25 protein-coding genes and 1 riboswitch are annotated in these 25,260 nt (G+C 61.6%); of the genes, 17 read left to right on the plus strand and 8 right to left on the minus strand.

Annotation, left to right across the window (positions count from 1 at the left end; all coding sequences use genetic code 11):
• The first annotated feature begins 35 nt into the window (after positions 1-35).
• Positions 36-665 (plus strand): C40 family peptidase, encoded by a 630-nt coding sequence (locus TX24_RS04250; RefSeq protein WP_003193051.1) that lies wholly within the window; start codon positions 36-38, stop codon positions 663-665.
• A gap of 144 nt (positions 666-809) precedes the next feature.
• Positions 810-1,349: a C40 family peptidase gene (locus TX24_RS04255; protein WP_003193049.1), complete on the plus strand. Its 540-nt coding sequence runs from the start codon at positions 810-812 to the stop codon at positions 1,347-1,349.
• Between the two features lie 123 nt (positions 1,350-1,472).
• Here TX24_RS04255 and TX24_RS04260 read toward each other — a convergent pair whose 3' ends face one another.
• Positions 1,473-2,786, minus strand: coding sequence for a PQQ-dependent sugar dehydrogenase (locus TX24_RS04260; RefSeq protein WP_057709770.1), 1,314 nt, complete (start codon positions 2,784-2,786; stop codon positions 1,473-1,475).
• Positions 2,787-2,885: 99 nt separating this feature from the next.
• Positions 2,886-3,132: riboswitch (cobalamin riboswitch) on the plus strand.
• A 79-nt stretch (positions 3,133-3,211) separates the two neighbouring features.
• On the opposite strand from TX24_RS04260, the gene cobO reads away from it, so the two are divergent.
• The 13 genes from cobO to TX24_RS04330 all read left to right on the plus strand — a co-directional run bounded on the left by cobO (position 3,212) and on the right by TX24_RS04330 (position 14,672).
• On the plus strand, positions 3,212-3,823 hold the full coding sequence (gene cobO / locus TX24_RS04270; protein WP_003193046.1) for a cob(I)yrinic acid a,c-diamide adenosyltransferase: 612 nt from the start codon (positions 3,212-3,214) through the stop codon (positions 3,821-3,823).
• Positions 3,820-5,202, plus strand: a complete 1,383-nt coding sequence (locus tag TX24_RS04275; protein WP_057709772.1) for a cobyrinic acid a,c-diamide synthase CobB — start codon at positions 3,820-3,822, stop codon at positions 5,200-5,202. The genes cobO and TX24_RS04275 overlap by 4 nt, the downstream gene beginning before the upstream one ends.
• Positions 5,199-5,849 (plus strand): 5,6-dimethylbenzimidazole synthase, encoded by a 651-nt coding sequence (gene bluB, locus TX24_RS04280; RefSeq protein ID WP_034136132.1) that lies wholly within the window; start codon positions 5,199-5,201, stop codon positions 5,847-5,849. Before TX24_RS04275 ends, bluB begins: the two co-directional genes overlap by 4 nt.
• Complete coding sequence (gene cbiB, locus TX24_RS04285; RefSeq protein ID WP_003193041.1) at positions 5,846-6,754, plus strand: adenosylcobinamide-phosphate synthase CbiB; 909 nt, start codon at positions 5,846-5,848, stop codon at positions 6,752-6,754. Before bluB ends, cbiB begins: the two co-directional genes overlap by 4 nt.
• A complete protein-coding gene (cobD, locus tag TX24_RS04290; protein ID WP_003193039.1) occupies positions 6,747-7,736 on the plus strand; it encodes a threonine-phosphate decarboxylase CobD in 990 nt (329 codons plus the stop codon). Before cbiB ends, cobD begins: the two co-directional genes overlap by 8 nt.
• Complete coding sequence (locus TX24_RS04295; RefSeq protein ID WP_057709773.1) at positions 7,733-9,184, plus strand: cobyric acid synthase; 1,452 nt, start codon at positions 7,733-7,735, stop codon at positions 9,182-9,184. Before cobD ends, TX24_RS04295 begins: the two co-directional genes overlap by 4 nt.
• A gap of 202 nt (positions 9,185-9,386) precedes the next feature.
• Entirely contained in the window at positions 9,387-9,908 is a 522-nt protein-coding gene (gene cobU, locus TX24_RS04300) for a bifunctional adenosylcobinamide kinase/adenosylcobinamide-phosphate guanylyltransferase (RefSeq protein WP_003193037.1), read from the plus strand.
• Positions 9,905-10,960 carry a nicotinate-nucleotide--dimethylbenzimidazole phosphoribosyltransferase gene (gene cobT, locus TX24_RS04305; protein ID WP_034136129.1) on the plus strand — a complete coding sequence of 352 codons (1,056 nt, stop codon included), beginning with the start codon at positions 9,905-9,907 and terminating at the stop codon, positions 10,958-10,960. Before cobU ends, cobT begins: the two co-directional genes overlap by 4 nt.
• Positions 10,957-11,532, plus strand: a complete 576-nt coding sequence (cobC, locus tag TX24_RS04310; RefSeq protein ID WP_003193034.1) for an alpha-ribazole phosphatase family protein — start codon at positions 10,957-10,959, stop codon at positions 11,530-11,532. Before cobT ends, cobC begins: the two co-directional genes overlap by 4 nt.
• A gap of 2 nt (positions 11,533-11,534) precedes the next feature.
• Positions 11,535-12,263, plus strand: a complete 729-nt coding sequence (locus tag TX24_RS04315) for an adenosylcobinamide-GDP ribazoletransferase (RefSeq protein WP_034136223.1) — start codon at positions 11,535-11,537, stop codon at positions 12,261-12,263.
• 42 nt (positions 12,264-12,305) lie between these two features.
• The gene (locus TX24_RS04320; protein ID WP_003193031.1) at positions 12,306-12,710 is read left to right on the plus strand and encodes a MarR family winged helix-turn-helix transcriptional regulator; all 405 of its coding nucleotides are present in this window, start codon (positions 12,306-12,308) and stop codon (positions 12,708-12,710) included.
• Between the two features lie 54 nt (positions 12,711-12,764).
• Complete coding sequence (locus TX24_RS04325) at positions 12,765-13,973, plus strand: MFS transporter (RefSeq protein ID WP_003193030.1); 1,209 nt, start codon at positions 12,765-12,767, stop codon at positions 13,971-13,973.
• Between the two features lie 147 nt (positions 13,974-14,120).
• On the plus strand, positions 14,121-14,672 hold the full coding sequence (locus tag TX24_RS04330) for a glutathione peroxidase (RefSeq protein ID WP_034136127.1): 552 nt from the start codon (positions 14,121-14,123) through the stop codon (positions 14,670-14,672).
• 65 nt (positions 14,673-14,737) lie between these two features.
• Here TX24_RS04330 and TX24_RS04335 read toward each other — a convergent pair whose 3' ends face one another.
• From TX24_RS04335 to TX24_RS04350, 4 genes are all read right to left on the minus strand, one after another.
• Positions 14,738-16,015 (minus strand): OmpP1/FadL family transporter, encoded by a 1,278-nt coding sequence (locus TX24_RS04335; RefSeq protein ID WP_003193026.1) that lies wholly within the window; start codon positions 16,013-16,015, stop codon positions 14,738-14,740.
• Positions 16,016-16,161: 146 nt separating this feature from the next.
• Positions 16,162-16,644, minus strand: coding sequence for a hypothetical protein (locus TX24_RS04340; protein WP_003193024.1), 483 nt, complete (start codon positions 16,642-16,644; stop codon positions 16,162-16,164).
• A 279-nt stretch (positions 16,645-16,923) separates the two neighbouring features.
• The gene (locus TX24_RS04345; protein ID WP_003193022.1) at positions 16,924-17,148 is read right to left on the minus strand and encodes a hypothetical protein; all 225 of its coding nucleotides are present in this window, start codon (positions 17,146-17,148) and stop codon (positions 16,924-16,926) included.
• 443 nt (positions 17,149-17,591) lie between these two features.
• Complete coding sequence (locus tag TX24_RS04350) at positions 17,592-17,897, minus strand: hypothetical protein (RefSeq protein ID WP_003193020.1); 306 nt, start codon at positions 17,895-17,897, stop codon at positions 17,592-17,594.
• A gap of 457 nt (positions 17,898-18,354) precedes the next feature.
• Here TX24_RS04350 and TX24_RS04355 point away from each other — a divergent pair, with 457 nt between their 5' ends.
• The gene (locus TX24_RS04355) at positions 18,355-18,678 is read left to right on the plus strand and encodes an SEL1-like repeat protein (RefSeq protein WP_003193019.1); all 324 of its coding nucleotides are present in this window, start codon (positions 18,355-18,357) and stop codon (positions 18,676-18,678) included.
• Positions 18,679-18,853: 175 nt separating this feature from the next.
• Positions 18,854-20,218 (plus strand): DNA recombination protein RmuC, encoded by a 1,365-nt coding sequence (locus tag TX24_RS04360; protein ID WP_169856798.1) that lies wholly within the window; start codon positions 18,854-18,856, stop codon positions 20,216-20,218.
• A 201-nt stretch (positions 20,219-20,419) separates the two neighbouring features.
• On the opposite strand, the gene TX24_RS04365 is transcribed toward TX24_RS04360, so the two are convergent.
• The 3 genes from TX24_RS04365 to TX24_RS04375 all read right to left on the minus strand — a co-directional run bounded on the left by TX24_RS04365 (position 20,420) and on the right by TX24_RS04375 (position 25,001).
• Positions 20,420-23,890, minus strand: a complete 3,471-nt coding sequence (locus TX24_RS04365; protein ID WP_003193015.1) for a hybrid sensor histidine kinase/response regulator — start codon at positions 23,888-23,890, stop codon at positions 20,420-20,422.
• Between the two features lie 119 nt (positions 23,891-24,009).
• Entirely contained in the window at positions 24,010-24,393 is a 384-nt protein-coding gene (locus TX24_RS04370) for a YbaN family protein (RefSeq protein WP_019818414.1), read from the minus strand.
• 20 nt (positions 24,394-24,413) lie between these two features.
• Entirely contained in the window at positions 24,414-25,001 is a 588-nt protein-coding gene (locus tag TX24_RS04375) for a UPF0149 family protein (protein ID WP_003193011.1), read from the minus strand.
• Positions 25,002-25,260: the final 259 nt, after the last annotated feature.

Consider the following 25,260-nt stretch of genomic DNA (forward strand, 5'->3'; position numbering starts at 1 on the left):
CTCGGCTTCTTTACACATCAGCCACGGTCGTGCCCATGCTAAATCGCTTCGCACCCCTCGTGCCTCTCGCACTCGTTACCCTGTTGTTTGGTTGCGCCTCCCACCCTCAGCAGGTGGCAGAACAGCAAAAACCACAGGTTCAAAATCAGGCAAAGTTCGTTGCTGCACAGTCTGCTTCTGTTTATGAAGAAGAGGTGGCAACCGAAAAAGAACTCGCCGAGTTCTCCGACAGCAAGCCTTACCAGCTGCCACTTCTGGCCGACAGCATCCTTGAGCGCGGCATGTCCTTGATCGGTACCCGTTACCGTTTCGGCGGCACCTCGGAAGCCGGTTTTGATTGCAGCGGTTTCATTGGCTACCTGTTTCGTGAAGAAGCCGGTATGAACCTGCCGCGCTCCACGCGCGAGATGATCAACGTGAATGCACCGTTGGTCGCACGAAACAACCTCAAGCCCGGTGATCTGCTTTTCTTTAGTACCAGTGGCCGCGGTCGTGTCAGCCACGCCGGTATCTACCTGGGCGATAACCAGTTTATTCATTCCAGCAGCCGCCGCAGTGGTGGTGTTCGGGTCGATAACCTCGGTGACAGCTACTGGAGCAAAACCTTCATCGAAGCCAAGCGCGCACTCGCCATGGCCCCGACGACGGTTACCGCTAGTAAGTAAAGTTAAAGTGATACTTGAAGTTTGACGTGTAAGCGCTAGAATCCCTGGACATTGTTGTTATCCGTTCGCGCGAGCTTTGCTTGCGCGTTCTGGTTTTCAACGTTCGGCAGCGAAAGCCGCATCCAGACCAGGATTGTTCTGCACATGTCGACCTCGGCCCGCCTGATGCTTATTGTTTGCGCCGCGCTGCTCAGCGCCTGCGCCAGTCGCACACCGCCGCCCGCGCCCGTCGCGGTCAAGCCTAAGCCGGTGTTCAACTATGCCACCCAGAATTTCTCGCCAGCTGCCGAAGACGTGCTCTTTCGTGCGCTGGGCCTGGTCGGCACGCCTTATCGCTGGGGCGGCAACACACCGGACTCGGGTTTTGATTGCAGCGGCCTGATCGGCTTTGTATTCCGCGACGCTGCTGGCATCTCATTGCCGCGCACCACCCGTGAACTGATCGTGATGCGTGCCCAGGACGTCAGCGAACAAAACCTGCAAACCGGTGATTTGCTGTTCTTCGCCACCGGTGGTGGTTCGCGGGTCAGCCATGCGGGTATTTATGTGGGGGAGGGCCGCTTCGTACACGCGCCGCAAACCGGCGGTACGGTGAAGCTGGATACGCTATCCAAAGCGTATTGGCAGAATGCCTACCTGAGTGCTAAACGCGTGTTGCCAGGGAATCTGGCGCGTAACCCCTGAATCAATAAAACTCCAAAATGTGGGAGCGGGCTTGCCCGCGAATGCAGTGTGTCAGTCAACGGCTTAGTTGGCTGGGCCACCGTAATCGCGGGCAAGCCCGCTCCCACATTGGTATGTGGTTATTTACTTAACAGCCGACACCCGCCAAACCTTATTGCCCACATCATCGGCCACCAGCAAATCCCCCTGCTGATCTATCACCACGCCGACCGGCCGGCCCATGGCTTTCTCATCGCTATCAAGAAACCCCGTCAGCACATCCACCGGTTGCCCTTTCGGCTGGCCCCCTTCGAAGGGAACGAAAATCACCTTGTAGCCACTGTGCGGCTTGCGGTTCCAGGAACCATGCTGGCCGATAAATGCGCCATTACTGAAGGGGGCGGGCAGTTTGCTGCCCTCGGCGAAAGTCAGCCCAAGCGACGCGGTATGAGGGCCTACCGCATAGTCCGGAGCGATGGCCTTGGCGACCATGTCCAGGTTCTGCGGGGTCACACGCACATCCACATGCTGGCCGTAATAACTGAAAGGCCAGCCGTAGAAGCCACCATCCTTGACCGAGGTGATGTAGTCCGGCACCAGATCACTGCCGATCTCATCGCGCTCGTTGACCGCCGTCCACAGCTTGCCGCTCTGTGGTTCCCACGCCATGCCGTTGGGGTTGCGCAGGCCGGAGGCAAAAATGCGGTGCTGGCCGCTGGCGCGGTCGACTTCCCAAATGGCGGCGCGGCCCTGTTCGGCTTCCAGGCCGTTTTCGCCGACGTTGCTGTTGGAGCCGACGCTCACGTACAGCTTGCTGCCGTCCTGGCTGGCCACCACATTTTTGGTCCAGTGGTGGTTCAAGGGGCCACCGGGTAAATCCACCACCTTGGTGCCTGGGGAGGTGATTGCGGTTTCACCCGGCTGATAGTGGAAGCGCAGCAACTTATCCGAATCGGCCACATACAGGTCGTTGCCCACCAGGGTCATGCCAAACGGCGAGTTGAGATTCTCAAGGAACACCGTGCGAGTTTCTGCCACGCCATCATGATCGGCATCGCGCAGCAAGGTAATGCGGTTCGGGCTCTGCACCCCGGCGCCAGCGCGGTCCATGACTTTTTCCATCACCCAGCCACGTACGCCTTTGGCGTCGTCCGGTTTGGGCGGTGCATTGGTCTCGGCCACCAGCACGTCGCCGTTGGGCAGCACGTAGAGCCAGCGCGGGTGATCCAGGCCTTCGGCGAACGCAGCCACTTGGGTGCCTGCGGCCGCGATGGGCTTGGCGCCTTCGGGCCAGCCGATGGCCGGGGCGATATTGACGGTGGGGATCAGCGTCTTGTTCGGCTCCGGCAGCTTGGGCGAGGGGCCGGTGCCATCGGCGACCTGCAGGGTCGAGCTTTCGCCGCACGCAGCGAGGCTACCGGCGAACATGATCAGTAGGGCGAGTCGGGTTTTAGGCATGGTTTTCTCCTTGATACCTGTAGGGGTAGAGAAGCACGAACGGCGGATGGTTCAAGTCCAAGGCCAGCTTTAATTGACGCTCCACCCCCAACCCACTAACCTTCGCGGCTTGTTCCAGGTGCTCTGTGGCGTACGCGTCGACGGAGTGAAACAGGGAAGCCGGTGAGTGAGCGCACTTGTACACAGTGCTGCCGCGATTCCGGCGCTGCCCCCGCAACGGTAAATGAGTCAAGACGGTGCTGTTTGCCACTGTATCGCGTGCGATATGGGAAGGCGCACCCTCGGCTGCTTGCTATCAAAAGCGCCACTCATGAGCCCGGAGACCGGCCTGGATCATCCAACAGCATCACGGTGGGCGATGCTTGGCTGTCTGTTTTTTCTTTTTCCTGCCCGCCGTTTTTGTCCAGCCCCAACGGAGAGCTGCCATGACTGATTCCCCCGAACGCGACGAACGCCACCTGGCGCGCATGCTGCGCAAAAAAGCCGTGATTGACGAGCGCATCGCCAATTCCCCCAACGAGTGCGGCCTGCTGCTGGTGCTGACCGGCAATGGCAAAGGCAAGAGCAGTTCGGCGTTCGGCATGCTGGCCCGAGCCATGGGCCATGGCATGCAATGCGGTGTGGTGCAGTTCATCAAGGGGCGTAACAGCACCGGCGAAGAATTGTTCTTCCGCCGCTTCCCCGAGCAGGTGCACTTTCACGTGATGGGCGAAGGCTTCACCTGGGAAACCCAGGACCGCCAGCGCGATATCGCCGCCGCCGAAGCGGCTTGGGCGGTGTCCCGGGCCATGTTGAATGACCCCTCCATCGGCTTGGTGGTGCTGGATGAACTGAACATCGCCCTCAAGCACGGCTACCTTGACCTGGACCAGGTACTCAGCGACCTGCAAGCGCGCCCGCCCATGCAGCATGTAGTGGTTACCGGCCGTGGCGCCAAGCCTGAACTGATCGAAATGGGCGACACCGTCACCGAAATGGGCATGCTCAAGCACGCGTTCCAGGCCGGTATCAAGGCACAGAAAGGCGTCGAACTTTGAATCAGCCCCGTCATTGCCCGGCCGTATTGATCGCCGCTCCGGCGTCCGGCCAGGGCAAAACCACGGTCACCGCCGCGCTCGCCCGCTTGCACCGCAACCTGGGACGCAAGGTGCGCGTGTTCAAATGCGGGCCGGACTTTCTCGACCCGATGATCCACGAGCGTGCCAGTGGCGCGCCGGTGTACCAGTTGGACATGTGGATGGTGGGCGAGCAGGAAAGCCGCCGTCTGCTCTGGGATGCGGCGGGGGAGGCCGACCTGATTCTCATCGAAGGCGTGATGGGCCTGTTCGACGGCACGCCTTCCAGCGCTGACCTGGCGCGACACTTCGGTGTACCGGTGCTGGGTGTGATCGATGGCACCGCCATGGCCCAGACGTTCGGCGCCCTGGCTTTGGGGTTGGCGCGCTATCAACCCGACCTGCCGTTCGCCGGCGTGCTGGCCAATCGCGTCGGCACCCTGCGCCATGCGCAATTGCTCGAAGGCAGCCTTACCGAGGGCTTGCGTTGGTACGGTGCATTGTCCCGCGAGACCGGCATCGAACTGCCCAGCCGTCATCTGGGCCTGGTGCAAGCCAGCGAACTGAATGATCTTGACGTGCGCCTGGACGCTGCCGCCCAGGCGTTGGGCAGCAGCTGCGAAGTGGCCCTGCCGCCGCCGGTGACCTTTGCCGCGCCCGAGGTGATCGAAGCCGAACCCTTGCTGGCCGGTGTGCGTATTGCCGTGGCCCGTGACGAAGCCTTTGCCTTTACTTACGGCGCCAGTTTGGATTTGCTGCGGGCGATGGGCGCCGAGCTGAAGTTCTTCTCACCGATCCATGATCGGCAACTGCCCGAAGCTGACAGCGTCTATCTGCCCGGCGGGTATCCAGAACTGCACCACCAGGCATTGTCGGCCAATACCGCGATGCTGGACGCCATTCGTGCTCATCACGCCGCTGGCAAACCGCTGCTCGCCGAATGCGGTGGCATGCTCTATCTGCTCGACTCGTTGACCGATGTGGAGGGTACACGTGCCGAACTGGTTGGCTTGTTACAAGGCGATGCGGTGATGCAGAAGAAACTCGCGGCCCTGGCGCTGCAAAGCGTTGAGCTGCCGGAGGGCACGTTGCGTGGGCATACCTATCACCATTCCCTGACCAGTACCGAATGGGCGCCGATTGCCCGTGGTCTGAGCCCTAACGGCGGGCGCGGTGCCGAAGCGGTTTACCGACAGGGTCGTTTGACCGCCTCCTATGTGCACTTTTATTTTCCGTCGAATCCGGGCGCGGTGGCCGCGTTGTTCGCGCCCGACGTTGAGACCGCTATCGCAGGCAAGCCAGCTCCCACAGGGGAATGCATTCCAAATGTGGGAGGGGGCTTGCCCCCGATGAGGCCATGACTGACAACGCCTTCCCCGAGGCCGACCGCCAGGCCGTCTACCGCGCCATCGCCGAACGCCGCGACATGCGCCACTTCAGCGGCGGCAATGTCGCGCCTGAACTGCTGCAACGCCTGCTCCACGCCGCGCACCAGGCGCCCAGCGTCGGCCTGATGCAGCCGTGGCGTTTTATCCGCATCAGCGATCGCCCGCTGCGCAGCCAGATTCAACAGTTGGTGGAAGAAGAGCGCGTACGCACAGCCGAAGCATTGGGCGAGCGCTCCGATGCGTTCATGAAACTCAAGGTCGAAGGCATCAACGACTGTGCCGAGGTACTGGTCGCAGCGCTGATGGACGACCGCGAGCGCCATATCTTCGGGCGCCGCACCTTGCCGGAAATGGACATGGCCTCGCTCTCCTGCGCGATCCAGAACCTGTGGTTGGCGGCGCGCGTGGAAGGATTGGGCATGGGCTGGGTTTCGCTGTTCGATCCCCAGGCCCTGGCCGAGCTGCTGGGCTTGCCGCCCGGCGCAAAACCCCTGGCTGTGTTGTGCCTGGGGCCGGTGGCCGAGTTTTACCCGGCACCGATGTTGCAGCTAGAAGGCTGGGCCGAGCCGCGACCGCTAAGTGACATGCTGTATGAAAACACGTGGGGAGTGAGTCAATGAGTGTGGCCTTGCTGTGTGTGGCTGCGGTGGCGCTGGATGCGCTGCTGGGTGAGCCCAGGCGCTGGCATCCGCTGGTGGCGTTCGGCAATTTCGCCGGGCGCATCGAGCAACGCTTCAATAGCGGTGGGCGTGGCTGGCGCAGCCATGGCGTGACCGCGTGGTTTATCGCCGTGGTGCCGCTGACCCTGCTGGCCACGGCGTTGTCGTGGGCGCCCTATATCGGCTGGCTGCTGGAGATTATGGCGTTGTACTGCGCCCTGGGCATGCGCAGCCTGGGTGAGCACGTAACCCCAGTGGCCCAGGCCCTGCGCCGTGATGATCTGGACGAAGCGCGCACCCGTGTGAGTTACCTGGTCAGCCGCCAGACCAGCGAACTGGACCGCACTGAAGTCGCCCGTGCTGCCACCGAATCGGTGCTGGAGAACGGCAGCGATGCGGTATTCGCCGCGTTGTTCTGGTTTGTGGTAGCCGGTGTGCCGGGCGTGGTGCTCTATCGCTTGAGCAACACCCTGGACGCCATGTGGGGCTATCGCAATGAGCGCTTTGAGCGCTTCGGCTGGGCAGCCGCCAGGATCGATGATGTGCTCAACTATATTCCTGCGCGTTTGGTGGCCTTAACCTACGCGTTATTGGGTAAAACCCGCCTGGCGCTCAAATGCTGGCGCACCCAGGGCCCGACTTGGGACAGCCCCAACGCCGGCCCGGTGATGGCGGCAGGGGCCGGCGCCTTGGGTGTGGAGCTCGGCGGCGCGGCGATTTATCACGGCGAGGTGCACCAGCGCCCGCCATTGGGCGAAGGCCCGCCGGCCGACGCCGATTCCATTGATCGCGGCTGGCAACTGGTGCAGCGCGGCGTATGGTTGTGGCTGCTGGTCCTGTGCGTGGGGGCGCAAATCTATGCTTGAACATGGTGGTCGGCTGCGTAAGGCCGCGATTGAGTACGGCATTTCCGAAGCGGATTGGCTCGACCTGTCCAGCGGCCTGGCGCCCTGGCCGTGGCCGATTCCCGAGATTCCCTTGCGTGCCTGGGCGCGCTTGCCGGAAACCGATGACGGTTTGGAGAAGGCTGCCAGCGAGTACTACGGCGCCGGCCCGTTGCTGCCGGTGCCGGGCTCCCAGGCGGCGATCCAACTGCTGCCGCGCCTGCGTCGTTCCGGCAAGGTCGGCGTGCTTTCGCCCTGTTACGCCGAGCACGCCGAAGCCTGGCGCCGCGCCGGTTATGTGGTGCGCGAAGTGCAGGAGCAGGAAGTCGACTTCTTTCTCGACAGCCTCGACGTGCTAGTCGTGGTCAACCCCAACAACCCCACGGGCTTGAGCCTGAGCCCGCAGCGCCTGCTGGATTGGCATGCGCGGTTGGCCCAACGTGGTGGCTGGCTGGTGGTGGACGAGGCGTTTATTGACGTAACCCCGGACTTGAGCCTGGCCAGCCATGCCGATCAGGTCGGCTTGATCGTGCTGCGCTCATTCGGCAAGTTCTTCGGCCTGGCCGGCGTGCGCCTGGGCTTTGTGCTGGCCGAGCGCAAGTTGCTCAAGCTGTTGGCCGAACAGGTCGGGCCCTGGGCCGTCAGTGGGCCGACGCGGGTGCTGGGCCAAGTGTGCCTGCGCGATACCGCCGGGCATGCGCTCCAGCGCAGTCGTTGCATCGCAGCCGGCCAGCGTCTGTTCGAGTTGCTTGAGCGCCGCGGCCTTCAACCTCACGGCGGCTGCGCCTTGTTCCAGTGGTTGATTACCCCCCACGCTGAACGGCTGTACGAATTCATGGCCCAGCGCGGCATCCTGCTGCGCCTGTTTGTGCACAACAGCAGCGTGCGCTTGGGCCTGCCCGACACCGACGCCGACTGGCTGCGCCTTGACGAAGCCCTGGCCGCCTACAAGGACGCCACATGACCACGTTGATGGTGCAGGGCACCACCTCTGACGCCGGCAAAAGCACCCTGGTGACCGCGCTGTGTCGCTGGCTGGTACGCCAGGGCGTCGCGGTGGCACCGTTCAAACCGCAGAACATGGCGCTCAACAGCGCGGTGACCGCCGAAGGCGGCGAGATCGGCCGCGCCCAGGCGGTGCAGGCCCAGGCCGCCAACCTGGCGCCCCACACCGACATGAACCCTGTGTTGCTCAAGCCCAACAGCGACACCGGCGCCCAAGTGATCATCCATGGCCGTGCCGTTACCAGCATGAATGCCGTGGCCTACCACGACTACAAAGCCATTGCGATGCAAGCGGTGTTGGCCTCCCACGCGCGCTTGCGTGAGGCCTACCCGGTGGTGATGGTGGAAGGCGCGGGCTCCCCGGCCGAGATCAACCTGCGCGCCAATGACATCGCCAACATGGGCTTCGCCGAGGCGGTGGACTGCCCGGTGCTGTTGATCGCAGACATCAATCGCGGCGGCGTGTTCGCCCATCTGGTCGGCACCCTGGAACTGCTGTCGCCCAGTGAGCAGGCGCGGGTCAAGGGCTTCATCATCAACCGTTTTCGCGGTGATATCGCGTTACTGCAACCCGGGCTGGATTGGCTCGAAGCGCGCACCGGCAAGCCGGTGGTCGGCGTGCTGCCCTACGTGATGGACCTGCACCTGGAGGCAGAAGACGGCATCGACCAGCGCCAGATCGACAAGGCCTCCCAGGTGCTCAAGGTAGTGGTGCCGGTGCTCCCGCGCATCAGCAACCATACCGACTTCGACCCGCTGCGCTTGCACCCCCAGGTGGATTTGCAGTTCGTCGGGCCGGGCCAGGCGATACCTGCCGCTGACCTGATCATCCTGCCGGGCTCGAAAAGCGTGCGCAGTGACCTGGCCTATCTGCGTGCCAATGGCTGGGACACCGCCGTGGCGCGACACCTGCGTTATGGCGGCAAGGTGCTGGGGATTTGCGGCGGTTTGCAGATGCTTGGCGAGCAAGTCCATGACCCGTTGGGCCTGGAAGGGCTTGCGGGCTCCAGCGACGGCCTCGGGTTACTGGCGTTCAGCACCACCCTGGAACAAGAGAAGCAGTTGCGCAACGTGCGTGGACGCCTGGTGTTGGAAGACGCTGAAGTCAGCGGTTATGAAATCCATGCCGGGGTCACCTGCGGCGCTGCCTTGGCAAGCGCTGCGGTGCTGCTGGACGATGGCCGCAGCGATGGCGCACAGAGCCCCGATGGGCAAATTCTAGGCACCTACCTGCACGGCTTATTCGAGACCCCGGCAGCGTGCAGCGCCTTGCTGCGTTGGGCCGGGTTGCAGGACGTACAAGAGGTGAATTATCACGGCCTGCGCGAGCGCGATATCGAGCGCTTGGCGGACTTGGTGGAGCATCACCTGGATACCGATTTATTACGCAAGCTATGTGGGATCTGAAGATGTTTACACGACCCCATCGTGGGAGCTGGCTTGCCTGCGATAGCGCCCTGGCGGCCGCCTCATGTCCACCTGACGCACCACAATCTAACTGTGGGAGCAGGCTTGCTCGCGAATGCGTTGGGTCAGCCATGGCTGCATTCACTGACACACCCTATTCGCGAGCAAGCCCGCTTCCACATGGTTTACCAGGGGTCTTTGCATGCATCAATTGATCCTCGGCGGCGCCCGTTCGGGCAAGAGCCGCCTGGCCGAAAAGCTTGCCGCACAGAGCGGGCTTGCCGTCATTTATATCGCCACCAGCCAACCTCTCGACGGTGAGATGAACGAGCGCGTCGCGCTGCACCGCCAGCGTCGGCCCGACCATTGGGGCCTGGTTGAAGAACCCATCGACCTGGCGCGCGTGCTGCGTGAAAACGCCGCCACTGATCGCTGCCTGCTGGTGGATTGCCTGACCTTATGGCTCACCAACCTGCTGATGCTCGAAGACCCGGCGCGCCTTGCATCCGAGCGTGATCACCTGCTGCAAACCCTGGCCTCGCTGCCGGGGGAAATCATTTTTGTCAGCAACGAGACCGGTCTGGGTGTCGTGCCGCTGGGCGAATTGACTCGCCGCTATGTGGATGAAGCCGGTTGGCTGCATCAAGCCCTGGCCGAGCAATGTCAGCGCGTTGTGCTGACGGTTGCCGGCCTGCCCCTGACTTTGAAAGGTACTGCGTTATGACCGATTCCTGGTGGCTCAACCCCTGCAAGACCATTGATGCCACGGCCCACGAACAGGCGCTGGCGCGTCAGCAGCAGTTGACCAAACCCGCCGGCTCCCTCGGCCAGTTGGAAGCGTTGGCGGTGCAGCTGGCAGGTTTGCAAGGCCAGGCCAAGCCCTCGGTAGAACACCTGTGGATCGCGATTTTTGCTGGCGATCACGGTGTGGTCGCTGAAGGTGTATCGGCATTTCCCCAGGCGGTCACTGGCCAGATGCTGCAAAACTTCGTCACCGGTGGTGCGGCAATCAGCGTGCTGGCGCGGCAACTGCAAGCGCAATTGGAAGTGGTCGACCTCGGCACCGTCACGCCGTCCTTGGATTTGCCCGGCGTTCGTCACCTGAATATCGGCGCGGGCACGGCCAATTTCGTCCATGGCCCGGCGATGACCCAGGCCCAAGGGCAACTGGCCCTGAACGCCGGGCGAGACAGCGCACGCCGCGCCCTGCAAAGCGGTGCGCAGTTGTTTATCGGCGGCGAGATGGGCATCGGCAACACCACCGCGGCCAGTGCCTTGGCTTGCGCATTGCTGGATTGCCAGGTCACTGACCTCACAGGCCCTGGCACCGGTTTGAACGCTGCTGGGGTCAGCCACAAGGTCGCGGTCATTGAACGGGCCTTGGCGTTGCACGCCGGCCAGCGCAGCGATGCGCTGCAAACCCTGTTCAATCTCGGCGGTTTTGAAATAGCCGCGCTGGTCGGCGCCTACCTGGCCTGCGCCCAGGAAGGCATCGTGGTGCTGGTGGATGGGTTCATCTGCAGCGTGGCCGCGCTGGTAGCGGTGCGCTTGAACCCGGCGTGCCGCGAATGGCTAGTGTTCGGCCATCGCGGCGCCGAGCCGGGCCATCGCCATGTGCTGCACAGCCTCGATGCGCAGCCGTTGCTGGAACTGGGCCTGCGCCTGGGCGAAGGCAGCGGCGCCGCGTTGGCGGTGCCCTTGTTGCGCCTGGCGTGTGCGCTGCACGGGCAGATGGCGACGTTCGCCGAAGCCGCCGTGGCGGATCGCCCCGCATGACCTTGCGCCTGGACCTGCTGCGCCACGGCGAAACCGAACTGGGCGGCGGCCTGCGTGGCAGCCTGGACGATGCGCTGACCGCCAACGGCTGGCAGCAGATGCGCGACGCAGTGGTGGGGCAGGGGCCATGGGATCGGCTGATCAGCTCACCCCTGCAACGCTGCGCCCTGTTTGCCCAGGAGTTGGGGGCACAGCTCGATGTGCCGGTGAGCCTGGAGCCTGACTTGCAGGAGCTGCACTTCGGCGCCTGGGAAGGGCAGAGCGCGGCCGCGTTGATGGACACCGATGCCCAAGGGCTGGGCTTGTTCTGGGCCAATCCCTATGCCTTCACTCCGCCGGAAGGCGAGCCGGTCATCCGGTTTTCCGAGCGCGTGCTTGGCGCTGTCGCCCGGCTGCGTCAGGCCTATGCTGGCCAGCGCGTGCTGTTGATCAGTCATGGTGGTGTAATGCGCCTGCTGCTGGCCCAGGCGCGAGGGTTGCCCCGTGAGCAACTGCTGAACGTCGAAGTGGGTCACGGCGCCTTGTTCGGCCTGCTGGTTGAAGCCGATGGCGTGTTGAAGGAAGGACGCTGATGATGCTGCCGTTCTGGATCGCCCTGCAATTTCTCAGCAGTCTGCCCATTCGCTTGCCGGGCATGCCGCAGCCTCAAGAGCTCGGTCGTTCGTTGCTGTTTTATCCGCTGGTTGGGCTGCTGTTCGGTGTGTTGTTATGGGGCCTCAACCAGGTGTTGCTGGGCGCCCCATTGCTGTTGCACGCCGCGTTGCTGCTCACGGCCTGGGTGTTGCTCAGCGGTGGCTTGCACCTGGACGGCCTCGCCGACAGCGCCGATGCCTGGCTGGGTGGCTTTGGCGACCGCGAACGCACCCTCAGCATCATGAAAGACCCGCGCAGTGGCCCGATTGCGGTGGTCACCCTGGGCTTGGTGCTGCTGCTCAAGTTCAGCGCCTTGGTGGCGTTGATCGAACAACACAATGGCACCGCCTTGATCCTGGCGCCCCTGATCGGACGCGCTTCGATGCTGGCGCTGTTTCTCACCACGCGCTATGTGCGGGCGGGCGGATTGGGCCAGGCACTGTCAGACCATCTGCCGCGAATTGTCGGCCAACAGGTGCTGATCCTCAGCGGCTTGGCCTGTATCCTGATCGGCGGTTTCAACGGCGGCATCGCGGTGTTGCTGGCGGCATTGTGTTTCGTGTGGCTGCGCCAGTTGATGGTCAAGCGTCTGGGCGGCACCACGGGCGACACCGCTGGCGCACTGCTGGAGCTGCTTGAAGTCGCGGTGCTGGTCGGGCTGGCGTTGTAACGCTTTCTTGCAATTGGTTAACTCCGGGTATATACACGCTCTATGCTTGCCTCCCAATGTTTATGCACCAACCTGCGACGCGCCGCCCGTGGCGTCAGCAGGCACTACGACGGCGCTCTCGACGGCTTCGGGATCAACGTTGCCCAGTATTCTCTGTTGTGCAACCTGCAGCGTCTCGACCAGCCGAGCATTTCCAGCCTGGCGGACGCCATGGGCCTGGATCGCAGCACCCTGGGGCGCAACCTGCGTGTCCTGGAAGGTGAGGGGCTAGTGCAATTGGTGGAGGGCGACGATTTGCGCAACCGCCTGGTGGTGTTGACTGACGCCGGTCATGAAAGGCTGGCCGCTGCGTTGCCGGCGTGGGAAGCAGCGCAACAGAAACTGATTGATAAGCTTGGCGCCGAAAAGCGCGAAATGTTGTTGGCCTTGCTGGATGAACTCGCCTGAACGGCGGTTTGTTCGACTACAAGCGGGTATATACCCGCGAATGGAGAATAAGAAATGAGCTCGATGTGGCGCACCAGTGGTTGGGTCCTTTTAGGCAGTGCGCTGATCCTGGCGTTGTCCTTGGGCGTACGGCATGGCTTTGGCCTGTTTCTGGGGCCGATGAGCAGCGAATTCGGTTGGGGGCGTGAAACCTTTGCCTTTGCCATCGCCTTGCAGAACCTGATCTGGGGCTTGGCGCAGCCGTTTACCGGGGCCTTGGCCGACCGTTTCGGCGCGACCAAGGCGGTGTTTGTCGGCGGGGTGCTGTACGCCGTCGGCCTGGTGCTCATGGGTATGTCTGATTCTGCCTGGTCACTGTCATTGAGCGCAGGCTTGCTGATTGGCATTGGCCTGTCCGGCACCTCGTTCTCGGTGATTCTCGGCGTGGTTGGTCGCGCCGTTGCACCCGAAAAACGCAGTATGGCCATGGGTATTGCCAGTGCGGCGGGGTCGTTCGGCCAGTTCGCCATGGTGCCCGGCACCCTCGGTTTGATTGGCTGGCTCGGCTGGTCGGCAGCATTGCTGGCGCTGGGCTTGATGGTGGCGCTGATCCTGCCGCTGGTCGCCATGCTCAAGGACCGGCCGCTGGCGGTCACGGTGGGCCAGCAAACCCTGGGTGAGGCGCTCAAAGAGGCCTGTTCTCACTCCGGCTTCTGGTTGCTGTCCTTCGGCTTTTTTGTCTGCGGTTTCCAAGTGGTGTTCATCGGTGTGCACTTGCCGGCTTACCTGGTCGACCAGCACCTGCCGGCCACGGTGGGCACCACCGTGCTGGCGTTGATTGGCCTGTTTAATGTGTTCGGCACCTATACGGCAGGTTGGCTTGGTGGGCGCATGTCCAAGCCGCGCCTGCTCACCGGCTTGTACCTGTTAAGGGCGGTGGTGATTGTGTTGTTCCTGTGGGCGCCGGTCACTGAAGTCACAGCGTATCTGTTCGGCATGGCGATGGGCTTTTTGTGGTTGTCCACGGTGCCGCTGACCAACGGGACCGTCGCGACCCTGTTTGGTGTGCGCAACCTCTCGATGCTCGGCGGGATTGTGTTCTTGTTCCACCAGCTTGGCTCGTTTCTCGGCGGATGGCTGGGCGGGGTGGTCTATGATCGAACCGGCAGCTACGATTTGATCTGGCAGGTGGCAATTTTGCTCAGCCTGCTCGCCGCCGCGCTGAATTGGCCGGTGCGTGAGCGGCCGGTGGCACGTATACAGGCGCAGATGGAGGCGGCATGAGCATGACAGCGCGTCTTATGCTGTTGGCGGTGGGGATGGTGTTGCTGTTGGCCTGGTGGGGTTGGCAGCGGGGCGGCCTGGCGTTGATGCAACTGGGTATGGCGATCTGTTAAGTTGTGGGTCTGAACCGACTCAAGGACTTTTGACATGCAGATGCGCTGGCTCGCTGTACCCGTCCTGATGGCTATTGGCAGCGTGGCGATGGCCGCCAGTTGCCCGCCGTTGCTGGAGGGCCAATTGCCCAAGCTGCGGGCCAAGGAATCCATCGACCTGTGCCAGCAATTCGCTGGCAAACCTTTGGTGATCGTCAATACGGCGAGTTTCTGCGGTTTCGCTCCGCAGTTCAAAGGCCTGGAAGCCTTATATCAGCGCTATAAGGGCCAAGGCCTGGAAGTGATTGGCGTGCCGTCCGATGACTTCAAGCAGGAAGCCAAGACCGGTGAGGAAACCGCCAAGGTCTGCTACGTGAACTATGGCGTGACCTTCACCATGACCGAGCCGCAGAAGGTCAAGGGGCCGGATGCGGTGCACCTGTTCAAGGTGCTTGCACAGCAGGCCGACGCGGCGCCGAAGTGGAACTTCTACAAGTATGTAGTGGATCGCCAGGGCAATGTTGTGGCCAGTTTTTCCAGCCTGACCAAGCCGGACAGTCCGGAGCTGATCAAGGCGGTGGAACAGGCATTGGCTTCCAAACCCTGACCGCCAGCCAAACAAAAGCCCCGCCTCCTTCACAGGAGAGCGGGGCTTTTTTATACGGCTGCGGGTTAGAACTTGTAGGTCATGCCCAAGCCGAAACCGTTGGCGCTGTTTTCATACTTGGCGTTGTAGCTGGCCAATTGGTTGGAGCGCGAAATCTTGACGTCCTCTTCCTTCAGGTAGGAGTAGGCCAGGTCGATGGTCATGTTATCCATGACCTGGTAGCCCAGGCCCAGGCTGAAGATAGTACGGTCGCCAGTCGGGATGCGCGGCGAGCGATCCGTGTTGTTGGTCGGCGACTGGTCGAACGTCAAGCCGGTACGCAGTACCACTTGCTTGGTGAGCTGGTACGAAGTACCCACGGCGTAGGCCCAGGTGTCGTGCCAGTTCTGGTCTTCCTTGATTGTGCTGACAAGGCCTGGGGCAAGCGCGCCGCCGGTAGCGCCGCTGACGCCTTCGTTCTTGACCGTGATGTCTTTCAGGCGGCTCCAGCGCGTCCAGGTCGCACCGGCGTAGAGTTTCCATGCGTCTGTCAGGTCTTGAGTAACGGACAGGTCGTAGGACTCAGGGGTGTCGATTTTCAGCGAGGCGTCGTAGCGGTTGCTGCGCAGGAACGGCGAGGTCGCGGTCGGTGCGGTGACTTCGGTGTGGCCGTCCAGCTTGTAGCTGACCTTGGAATGGTAGGTCAGGCCGACACGGGTGGTATCGGTGGCTTGAACCAGCACGCCGATGTTGAAGCCCAGTGCGGTGTCGTCACCCTTGATCTTGATATTGGTGTCTGGCGCGCGAGGGTTCAGCGTCAGGTCCGATTCCAGGGTGCCGGCAATGCGGTTGATGGTCGGGCCGAAACCTACGGAAACGCGATCGTTGAAGGCGTAGCTGACGGTCGGTTGCAAAGTGATGACTTTCACTTCGCTCTTGCTGCCAAAGCCACGGCCCTGGAAGCCGCTTTCGTAGTCGGTCACCAGGCCGAACGGCGCATAGACGCCGAAGCCGACAGCCCACTGGTCGTTGAGTTTATTGGTGTAGAAACCGAAAGGCACGGCGGTGAAAGGCACCATATCGCCTTTGTTGCTACCAGCGGAGCGGCCGCTGACATTGCTGATATCGGTAGAGGCATCAATGGCTGCAACGCCACCAGTGATCTGTTGGCCTTCCAGACGTGCCATACCGGCAGGGTTACCGAACACAGTGCTCGCATCATCGGCAGAAGAAGAGCGACCTGCGAAACCGGTACCCATCCCGCTCACGCTCTGTTCGTTGAGCGCAAAGCCGCTGGCGAACAGTTGGGAGGATGCCATGGCAACGGCGAGGCTAAGTGTGGTCTTGAGCATTACTTTTTTCATTATTAGAACTCCGTGTGATCACCGCTGCGGAAAGTATCAATAAATTTCAGATCGCGCTATAGGCTGTAATGCTGGAGATAGAGCGGTTTTGTAGGACAATCCGACCAAAATTGCCGTTTTTTTGCCGAATCTTGCAATTTGCCCGGTCAGCAAGCTGCCTGTTTCATTGGGATTACACAGGTTTGCCAGGCGTGGGTGAAATCTCGCAGGCGGCCCTGGGGGTGGAATATTTCTTTCCAGATACGCGCCATGGCCAGTACATCGCCGGGCGCGGGCAGGGCGGGACGATGTTGTTCCACCAACAGCCAGGCGATCGCCGTGGCGTAGCGCAGGTTTACCGTCAACTCCAACTGGGGCGCGCTGAGGAACGCATGTTGGCTGGCCAGCCCACGCACCAGGCTGGCGCGTTCTGGGTCCAAGGCCAGGTAGCCATCCCAGAGGGCGCGGTGGCGGGGTTCGGTGATGCTGTAGAGGCCATGGCCGCGACGGTCATGCAGCGCCGAGCCCAGTTCGGATTGGCTGGCGGCAATGCCCAGCAGCAGGGATTCGGCTGTTGGGCTGTGACGGCCGAGGTACATCAGCGTCGGCCGGATCACATAACGACACAATTCACTGGCGGCAATACCCATACGAGCCTCAGTCCTTGCAAAGAGTGGACGAGCCTGAGAAGGGGAGCTTGGCAGCGGTGAATCGGATCTCAGGCCCGTCGTAAGCGGATCATGCCGCTTGAGTTGAAGTGTAGTGTCATATTCACGATGTAAAGGACTGTTTTTAAAACATCTTCTGCAATCGGTTATAACGTTTATATCGATTTGTACTTAGCGCCACGGGTTCAAGGCCAAATTCCAGGCAATAAAAAACCCTGTTATTCAAACAGGGTTTTTTGAGGTTTCAGCGACGCGGGTCGATCAGGCAGTCAGTGCCTGACGGGTACGATCGATCACGGCCTGCAGCGGTTCTGCGCTGGAGTATTGATCGGGGTACAGGCGTTCGCTGTGACGAGCGATGCCGTGTTCGTTGACCAGGGTGAAGCTGAAGCAGCCTTTGCGAGCGGCCATGATCAGGCAGTTCATTGGGGCAAAAGCGTTGGTGAGGGTGCGAATGGCATCCTGAGTGTGGATTTGAGCGTTCATATTATTGGTGTTCCTACAAATGACACGGATAAGAACCGTGCAACGTTAAAACGTTCCAGTAACGCTGATCACCATTGATCAAACGAAGAACCCGACTGGAACAAAGCAGCCAGTTTGAAGCGCTATTAAATTTGGCGCGCTTGGGCTGGCAGGTAGGTACTTAGGAGGGCAGGCAACACAACAGGGGCAAAGGTTCTGGGCCCGGGGTGAAGATCCTGATCAATTTGCAGGTTGGTTCGGTCAGAGTATTGGAACTTCGCGCCACCCTTTGCTTGTTCAAAGGCAGTGTCGTCGCAAGGAATACCTGGAAACCATCGAGGTGGTCGATCCCATGTGGTTCAGGGGACGTGTTCGACCAGAATTGACTTTCAGCTTGGTACTAACGCCGCGGATAGTAACGGATTGAAACAGGGAAGGGAAGGCCGATTGCAAAAAAACTTCGATCAGCCGCCGAGCAACTCGCGATAGACCAGCACGGTCATGGACGCGGCCAGTGCGCACCCCAGCCCGTAGGCGGCGAGCGTCAGCCGCAAGGACTGGCCGGTCTCGATCATGCGGATCACCTCGCGCATGTCATTGATCCTTCCGTCACTGAGTTCGATGCACAGGATCACGGCGGTAAAGGCGGCTGACAGCAAGATAGCAATGGCGAACAGTGCGCCGTCCGGAGAGGGGAGCGCGGCATTGATTCCCAGGGAGATCGCGCAGATGGCCAGTAGCAGCCCGGCGAATAACAGAATTCCTTTCATCGGCCCTACTGGTTTGCATTGTCGGTGGCGCAGTGTGGCGAGCCGAGGCAGATTTGAAAAGCCCTTGGGTTTGCCTGCTCAGTAACATGTTTAACCGGTGTTGAATCAAAAAACGCCGACGATATAACCAGCCGATAAGGACTTGTGCACATTCAAGGCCAAGGGTGTAACCCTGCTGTCACTGGTGTGCAAGTGCGCCCATTTGCCTGTAATCAAAATTTAAGTCAATGAAAAATCTCGCTTTTTTTTATTGGTGAAAAAATCGTCAGTTTGACTGCGGCCCCCGTTCCATGGGGCTTTGCGCCTGTTCCAGGGGGGTTGTCCACTGAGTTATCCACAGCTTCTGTGGATTGTCCCGAGCGCTTGCTCTAGGACGGGCGTGCACGGTTTTTTCAGCTTTACCTGTACGAAAAAAAGAGTAGAGTGGCGCGCCTTCCGTTCTGCCCCACAGTGCTTTATGAAGTTTCGCTCAGTATCACATTCTGTTACCGACACGCCCCAAACTGTTACCGCACCCAAGCGTTTTTCCTTGAAGGTCGCTTTGTGGCTGCTCGACAGCCCGCGCCTTGGGCAGAGCACCAATATCAAGCATCTTGCCGGACGCTTGCTCAAGCAGCCCGCCCGCGAAGGCGTGGTGGCCGCTCAGAGCCGTCTTGGCCAACTGATGTGCCGCGAGTGCGGAAATGCCCGTGACCGGCGCATCGGCCACGATTTGTTGCGTTCGGCTGCTCGCGCCGGCGACCGTCGCGCCCAGCGCGAACTGGGCCAGGTCGAAGACTGAGCTGTCCTCCGGCCTTAGGCTTGGTTACCCTTGATCTTTTTCGGTGATGGCAGAAATGGCTATGGTGTTTGACTGGACCAGTATCGCCTTGGGTCTTGTGGGCGCAGCCGTGCCGCTACTGGCGCTGTGCTGGCAACTCCAGCGGCGCCTGACCGCACGCACCACCGGCTGGGAGCTGCTGGAGGAGCGCCTGGCGACCGCACAACTGGCCCAGGAAGGGCTCGCCGCTCAACTGGACGCCAGCCGCGATGAGATCAGTGACCTGAGCCAGGCCAATGCTGCCAAGCAAGCCGACTTGGCGGCGCTGCGCCGTGAAGTCGAGCTGTTGCAGATCGACCGCGATAACGCCCGCGATGCCGCGCACGCCTGGAACCTCGATCGTAGCGCCAAGGAAGCCGAACTGCGTCGCCTCGACGCCTTGGCCGCGGCCCTGAGCGCCGAATTGCGCGAGCAGCAAGAGAGTCATCAGCAACGCCTCACCGACCTGCAAGGCTCACGAGACGAACTGCGTGCGCAATTTGCCGAGTTGGCCGGCAAGATCTTCGACGAGCGTGAGCAACGCTTTGCCGAAACCAGCCAGGAACGCCTCGGTCAACTGCTGGACCCGCTCAAGGAACGTATCCAGTCCTTCGAGAAACGTGTCGAAGAAAGCTATCAGAACGAAGCCCGTGAGCGCTTTTCCCTGGCCAAAGAGCTTGAGCGCCTGCAGCAATTGAACCTGCGCCTGTCGGACGAAGCCACCAACCTGACCCGTGCCCTCAAGGGCCAGAAAACCCAGGGCAACTGGGGTGAGCTGATTCTTGAACGGGTGCTGGAGCATGCGGGCCTGGAGAAGGGCCGTGAGTACCAGACCCAGGTCAGCCTCAAAGGCCCGGATGGCGAGCGTTTCCAGCCCGATGTGCTGATCATGTTGCCGGGCGACAAGCAGGTGGTGGTCGACTCCAAGGTCAGCTTGACCGCCTATCAACAGTACGTTGCGGCGGATGACGAGGTGATTGGCCAGGCCGCCTTGAAGCAACACGTGCTGTCCCTGCGCAATCATGTCAAAGGCTTGGCCGGCAAGGATTACAAGCGCCTTGAAGGTTTGCACAGCCTGGATTTCGTGCTGCTGTTCGTACCGATCGAGGCTGCCTTTTCTGCGGCATTGCAGGCCGAGCCCAACCTGTTCCAGGAAGCCTTCGACCGCCATATCGTAATCGTCAGCCCCACGACCTTGCTCGCCACCCTGCGCGTGATCGACAGCTTGTGGAAGCAGGAGCGCCAGAGCCAGAACGCGCGGGAAATTGCCGAGCGTGCCGGTTGGCTGTATGACAAGTTCGTGCTGTTTATCCAGGACCTGGACGAAGTGGGCAACCGGCTGCAACAGTTGGACAAGGCCTACAGCGCGGCGCGCAACAAGCTGACGGATGGGCGTGGGAACCTGGTCAGCCGTACCGAGCAATTAAGGTTGCTCGGGGCCCGCGCCAGTAAGAGCTTGCCGGCAGATCTGCTGGAGCGGGCAATGACCGATTCGGACGGCGTGGCGCATCTCCCGGAATAAACACGGATCGAAATTGTGGGAGCGGGCTTGCTCTAATGCCAGTCAGTTAAGCGGTCATCGCCTTCTGTAGGAGCCAGGGGGACGCCTAGTTCTTGCTCGCGAAAAACGTCAACGATAACGCGTGCTTGCTGAATGAGCGCGGCGCCTTTGAGTTTTTCGCGAGCACGCTCGCTCCTACAATAGCGATCGAATACAGCCCCGTTACAGGGGCAAATGCCTGCTCAATAGCGCCCGCAACGCCGCCGGCTTCACCGGTTTGGCCAAGTAATCCAACCCCGCCCCATGCACCTCGGCCACCATCTCCGGTCGCCCATCGGCACTGATCACCACACCGGGAATCGGCTCGGCCAATTGCGCACGCAGCCAGCCCATCAACTCGGTGCCGGTTTCGCCGTGGTCCAAGTGGTAATCCACCAACGCCAGTTGCGGGCGTATACCGTCGGCCAGCAACGCCGCGCATTCGGCCTGGTTGGCGGCTGTCCAGACTTCACAGCCCCAGCGCGTGAGCAGGCTGCGCATGCCGATCAGGATGCTGTCTTCGTTATCCACGCACAGCACCCGTGCGCCACTCAAGGGCAGGCCGGTTTCTGCCGGCGCCTTGGGCTGCGCGCTGGCCTGGTTGCGGGCCAGCGGCACGCACACGCTGAAGACGCTGCCGTTGCCCGGCCAGGAGCGCACGCTCAGGCGATGGCCCAGCACGCGGCACAGGCCGTCGGCAATCGCCAGGCCCAGGCCCAGGCCTTTTTCGGCACGGGTCTGGTGGCTGTCCAGACGCTTGAACTCTTCGAAGATCACCTTTTGTTTATCCGGCGCAATGCCAGGGCCGCGGTCCCAGACCTCCAGGCAGAGTTCGCCCTTGCGGCGACGTACGCCTAGCAGTACCGGGCCGTCGGCATAACGGAAGGCATTGGTCAGAAAGTTCTGCAAAATCCGCCGCAGCAGCTTGATGTCGCTGTCCACTCGCAAACGGCTGCCGCGCCAGCGAAAGCGCAAGTGTTGCTCCTGGGCCAACGCCTTGAATTCTGCGCCCAGGGTGTCGAACAACTCGTTAAGGACAAAGGGCTGGCGTTGTGGATTGATCTTGCCGTTTTCCAGGCGCGAAATATCCAGCAAATCACTGATCAAGTCTTCAGCCGAGCGCAGTGAGCTGTCCAGATGCTGCACCAACTGCCGTGCCTCGCCGGACAGGCCATCGGCCTGGTGGGAGAGGGCGGCGGAAAACAGTCGCGCAGCGTTCAGCGGCTGCATCAGGTCATGGCTCACGGCCGCCAGGAACCGCGTCTTCGACTGGCTGGCGGATTCGGCCACGCCCTTGGCGTCGGTGAGGGCCACGTTCAGTTGCGACAGTTCATGGGTGCGCTCGGTCACCCGCTGCTCAAGGCCCTCGTTGGCTTCGGTCAGCGCTTGTTCGGCTTCGCGGAACGCGGTGATGTCGGTGAAGCTCATGACAAACCCGCCGCCGGGCATCGGGTTGCCGATCAACTCGATCACTCGACCATTGGGGAACAGGCGCTCGGAGGTGTGCGCACGCCCCTGGCGCATCCAGTGCAGGCGACGCGCCACGTGCACTTGCGCTTCACCGGGGCCACACAGGCCGCGCTCGGCGTTGTAGCGAATGATGTCTGCAATTGGCCGGCCGACGCTGATCAAGCCATCCGGGTAGTTGAACAGTTCCAGGTAGCGCCGGTTCCAGGCCACCAGCTTGAGCGACTGGTCCACCACGCTGATGCCCTGGGTGATGTTCTCGATGGCGCCCTGCAGCAGGGCACGGTTGAACTGCAGCACTTCCGAGGCCTCGTCGGCGATACGGACCACGTCCTCCAGTTGCATTTCCCGCCCTTCGATTGCCGCTTTCACCACCGCCCGCGTCGAGGAGGCCCCGAGTACGCCGGCCAGCAAGCGTTCGGTGTGGGCGATCCAATCGTTATCGGCATTCTGGTTGGGGTTGAAGCCTTTGCCTTGGCGGTAGGCGAAGCGAATAAAGCTCTGCTGGGCCCGTTCTTCCCCGACGAAGCGTGCCGCGAGGCTGAGCAGGTCGCTGATCTGCACCGACAGCATGGAGCGCGCACTCGCACGCTGGCTGATTTCCTGGCCGATAAAACGGCCTGCCTGCCAGTGCTCGGAAACCCGTGTGCGCGACAGCATCGACACCCACACGAAGAGGGTGAAATTCCCCGCGAGGGAGAACACGGTGCCCAAGGTCAGCGACGTGACCGACAGCCCGAACGGGTGGGAATGCATCCAGGTCAGGCCGGGGAAAAGGTTGAGCGACCAGCCCAGACTTTTCGCCGTCACTGGCAAGACCAAGGTGTAGAACCACAGGAAGGTACCGGCGGCCAAACCGGCAAACACCCCACGCCGGTTGGCCTGCTTCCAATAGAGTGCGCCGAGCATCGCCGGGGCCAGTTGGGTCACGGCGGCAAAGGCGATCTGGCCGATGGTCGCCAGGCTGGCGGTGGAGCCCAGCAGGCGATAGCTCACGTACGCCAGCAGCAGGATGATCACAATGCTCACCCGGCGCACCGACAGCATCCAGTGGCGGAACACTTCGAATGGCCGTTCGGCGCTGGAACGCCGCAACAGCCAGGGCAGCAGCATGTCGTTGGAGACCATGGTCGACAAGGCGATGCTCGCCACGATCACCATGCCGGTGGCCGCCGACGCACCGCCAATAAATGCCAGCACCGCGAGCGCCGGGTGCGCCTCGGCCATCGGCAGGCTGATCACATAGGAGTCCGGCAGCACTGAGCTTGGCAACAGCATCTTGCCGCCCAGGGCGATGGGCACCACAAACAGTGCCGCGAGGATCAAATAAGCCGGAAATACCCACTTGGCCAGGCGCAAATCCTGGGGGTCGATGTTCTCCACCACCGTCACATGAAATTGTCGCGGCAGGCAAATGATCGCCATCATGGCGACGCCGGTCTGCACCACCATCGATGGCCAGTTGATGGTCTCTTTCCAGTATTCCTCCAGGCGCGGGGCGAGCATGGCCTGGCTGAACAGGTCGCCGAAACCGTCGTACAAGCCGTAGGTGACAAACGCACCCACGGCCAGAAAAGCGAACAGCTTGACCAGCGACTCAAAGGCAATCGCCAGCACCATGCCGCGGTGGTGTTCAGTGGCGTCGAGGTTGCGTGTGCCGAACACGATGGTAAACAGCGCCAGCACCAGTGACACGATCAAGGCCGTGTCCTGGGCGCGGGTGCCGGTGGTGTCGGGGCCGGCGCCGATCAGCAGGTTCACGCCCAGCACAATGCCTTTGAGCTGCAGCGCGATATAGGGCAGCACGCCGACCAGGCAAATAAGTGCCACCACCACCGCCAGGGACTGGGACTTGCCGTAGCGGGCGGCGATAAAGTCGGCGATGGAGGTGATGTTTTCCTGCTTGCTGATCAGGATCATCTTCTGCAGCACCCAGGGGGCCAGCACCAGCAACAGCACGGGCCCCAGGTAGATCGGCAAGAATGCCCACAGTTGTTCGGCCGCTTGGCCCACGGCGCCGAAGAAGGTCCAACTGGTGCAGTACACCGCCAGCGACAGGCTATACACCCAGGCACGCACGCGCGGCGGCAGCGGCGCATGGCGGCGGTCACCGTAAAAGGCGATGGCAAACATAGTGGCCATATAGGCCAGGGCAACGGCGGCGATCAGCCCGCTGGACAGCGTCATGGTAACTCCGAGCATAAGAACACCCGGGCATTCCAGGCCCGGTTGGACAGTCTCGCATGATGCCTGGTGTTAGTCAGTGTCGACCAAGGTCGTGTGGGATCGAATGTCGCAGGCGGCGTTCAGCGTGGCGGCAGGGTTTTCTGGCGCAGGATGTAGATCGTCACCAGCACCGCACTGGTCAGCATAAAGCCCCGCGCCCATGGCAGTGGCACCAGGTAGCAGGAAATCGAGATGCTCAGCCACATCAAGCCGATGGCGTAGACCTTGCCTTTGAGCGGGATGCCATTACCGTCCAGGTAATCGCGCACCCAAGGCCCCAGGCGCGGGTGTTCCACCAGCCAGTGGTAGAAGCGCGGGGAGCTGCGAGCGAAGCAGGCGGCGGCGAGTAGCAGGAAGGGTGTGGTCGGCAATACCGGCAGGAAAATGCCGATCACTCCCAACGCTACGCTTAGCCAGCCGATGGCCAGCAGCGCATAGCGCAGGAGCAGTGGACGGTTGCCCATGGGTTCCACGGGCAAGCGACTCAGTGGTGACGTGGCTTGAGGATCGCCGGTTTTTCGTCAGGCGCGTTGCACAGCAGATACAGCGCGGTCAGGGCTTCCGGGATCTGCACGATCATGTCGTCCATCAGGTTGGCGTCGGCGGCGATGTCGGAGAACTCTGCTTCCTCTTCGAACAGGCCCGAACCGACCATGATCGGCAGCAGCATTTCGCTGACTTCTTCTTCGGCGGTTTCGAACCAGGCGGCTTCGCGCAGGAACACGCCTTCCATGAAACCGATGCACCAGCCGCGCAGGTCGGAGTCATCCGGATCGTCGCCCAGGTCCAGCTCGCACGGCAGCTCGAACTCTTCGTCGGAGGCCAGTTGGCGGGCGATGTGCGCCTTGAGGGCGACCAGGGTGGATTCGATTTCTGCGCGCTGGGCGTCGTCGCTGTAGTGAGGCTCTTCAGCGAACAGCGCATCGATCCATTCACGGTCCGGGACGGGGTCGGAGCAGATCGACAGGGCGGTCAGGTAGCCGTGGGCGGCCACGTAGTCCAGCGCCTCGTCATGCAGCTCATCGGCGTCGAGGAAGGCTTGCAGGCGGGTTAGTTGCTCAGCGAAGGACATTGAAGGGCTACCTTGGGAATAAACGATGCTGAATTCTAGGCTTTCTTGAGCGCCCAGGCCAGCCGCACGGCATATTTGCCCGGTTTTAGCCTGGTGCGTCTATTCGTCAGTGGCGCCCTTTGGTGGATAACGCTCGGGTATACTGCCGCGTTTTGTGATGCCCCTGCAGGCCCAGCGCCAATCCGGGAAAACTTCGCTTACGGATTATTTTTCGTGAGCGCGGTTTTTTTCGGCCAGCCTGTATAGAGGGATTTCGGCA

The sequence above is a fragment of the Pseudomonas lactis genome, from assembly GCF_001439845.1.
Taxonomy (GTDB): domain Bacteria; phylum Pseudomonadota; class Gammaproteobacteria; order Pseudomonadales; family Pseudomonadaceae; genus Aquipseudomonas; species Aquipseudomonas lactis.

Excerpts from the sequence above, each read along its gene's own strand:
- TX24_RS04250 (WP_003193051.1), top strand. The coding sequence starts at position 36 with ATGCTAAATCGCTTCGCACCCCTCGTGCCTCTCGCACTCGTTACCCTG.
- TX24_RS04255 (WP_003193049.1), top strand. The coding sequence starts at position 810 with ATGTCGACCTCGGCCCGCCTGATGCTTATTGTTTGCGCCGCGCTGCTC.
- TX24_RS04260 (WP_057709770.1), bottom strand. The coding sequence starts at position 2,786 with ATGCCTAAAACCCGACTCGCCCTACTGATCATGTTCGCCGGTAGCCTC.
- cobO (WP_003193046.1), top strand. The coding sequence starts at position 3,212 with ATGACTGATTCCCCCGAACGCGACGAACGCCACCTGGCGCGCATGCTG.
- bluB (WP_034136132.1), top strand. The coding sequence starts at position 5,199 with ATGACTGACAACGCCTTCCCCGAGGCCGACCGCCAGGCCGTCTACCGC.
- cbiB (WP_003193041.1), top strand. The coding sequence starts at position 5,846 with ATGAGTGTGGCCTTGCTGTGTGTGGCTGCGGTGGCGCTGGATGCGCTG.
- cobD (WP_003193039.1), top strand. The coding sequence starts at position 6,747 with ATGCTTGAACATGGTGGTCGGCTGCGTAAGGCCGCGATTGAGTACGGC.
- TX24_RS04295 (WP_057709773.1), top strand. The coding sequence starts at position 7,733 with ATGACCACGTTGATGGTGCAGGGCACCACCTCTGACGCCGGCAAAAGC.
- cobU (WP_003193037.1), top strand. The coding sequence starts at position 9,387 with ATGCATCAATTGATCCTCGGCGGCGCCCGTTCGGGCAAGAGCCGCCTG.
- cobT (WP_034136129.1), top strand. The coding sequence starts at position 9,905 with ATGACCGATTCCTGGTGGCTCAACCCCTGCAAGACCATTGATGCCACG.
- cobC (WP_003193034.1), top strand. The coding sequence starts at position 10,957 with ATGACCTTGCGCCTGGACCTGCTGCGCCACGGCGAAACCGAACTGGGC.
- TX24_RS04315 (WP_034136223.1), top strand. The coding sequence starts at position 11,535 with ATGCTGCCGTTCTGGATCGCCCTGCAATTTCTCAGCAGTCTGCCCATT.
- TX24_RS04320 (WP_003193031.1), top strand. The coding sequence starts at position 12,306 with ATGCTTGCCTCCCAATGTTTATGCACCAACCTGCGACGCGCCGCCCGT.
- TX24_RS04325 (WP_003193030.1), top strand. The coding sequence starts at position 12,765 with ATGAGCTCGATGTGGCGCACCAGTGGTTGGGTCCTTTTAGGCAGTGCG.
- TX24_RS04330 (WP_034136127.1), top strand. The coding sequence starts at position 14,121 with ATGCAGATGCGCTGGCTCGCTGTACCCGTCCTGATGGCTATTGGCAGC.
- TX24_RS04335 (WP_003193026.1), bottom strand. The coding sequence starts at position 16,015 with ATGAAAAAAGTAATGCTCAAGACCACACTTAGCCTCGCCGTTGCCATG.
- TX24_RS04340 (WP_003193024.1), bottom strand. The coding sequence starts at position 16,644 with ATGGGTATTGCCGCCAGTGAATTGTGTCGTTATGTGATCCGGCCGACG.
- TX24_RS04345 (WP_003193022.1), bottom strand. The coding sequence starts at position 17,148 with ATGAACGCTCAAATCCACACTCAGGATGCCATTCGCACCCTCACCAAC.
- TX24_RS04350 (WP_003193020.1), bottom strand. The coding sequence starts at position 17,897 with ATGAAAGGAATTCTGTTATTCGCCGGGCTGCTACTGGCCATCTGCGCG.
- TX24_RS04355 (WP_003193019.1), top strand. The coding sequence starts at position 18,355 with ATGAAGTTTCGCTCAGTATCACATTCTGTTACCGACACGCCCCAAACT.
- TX24_RS04365 (WP_003193015.1), bottom strand. The coding sequence starts at position 23,890 with ATGACGCTGTCCAGCGGGCTGATCGCCGCCGTTGCCCTGGCCTATATG.
- TX24_RS04370 (WP_019818414.1), bottom strand. The coding sequence starts at position 24,393 with ATGGGCAACCGTCCACTGCTCCTGCGCTATGCGCTGCTGGCCATCGGC.
- TX24_RS04375 (WP_003193011.1), bottom strand. The coding sequence starts at position 25,001 with ATGTCCTTCGCTGAGCAACTAACCCGCCTGCAAGCCTTCCTCGACGCC.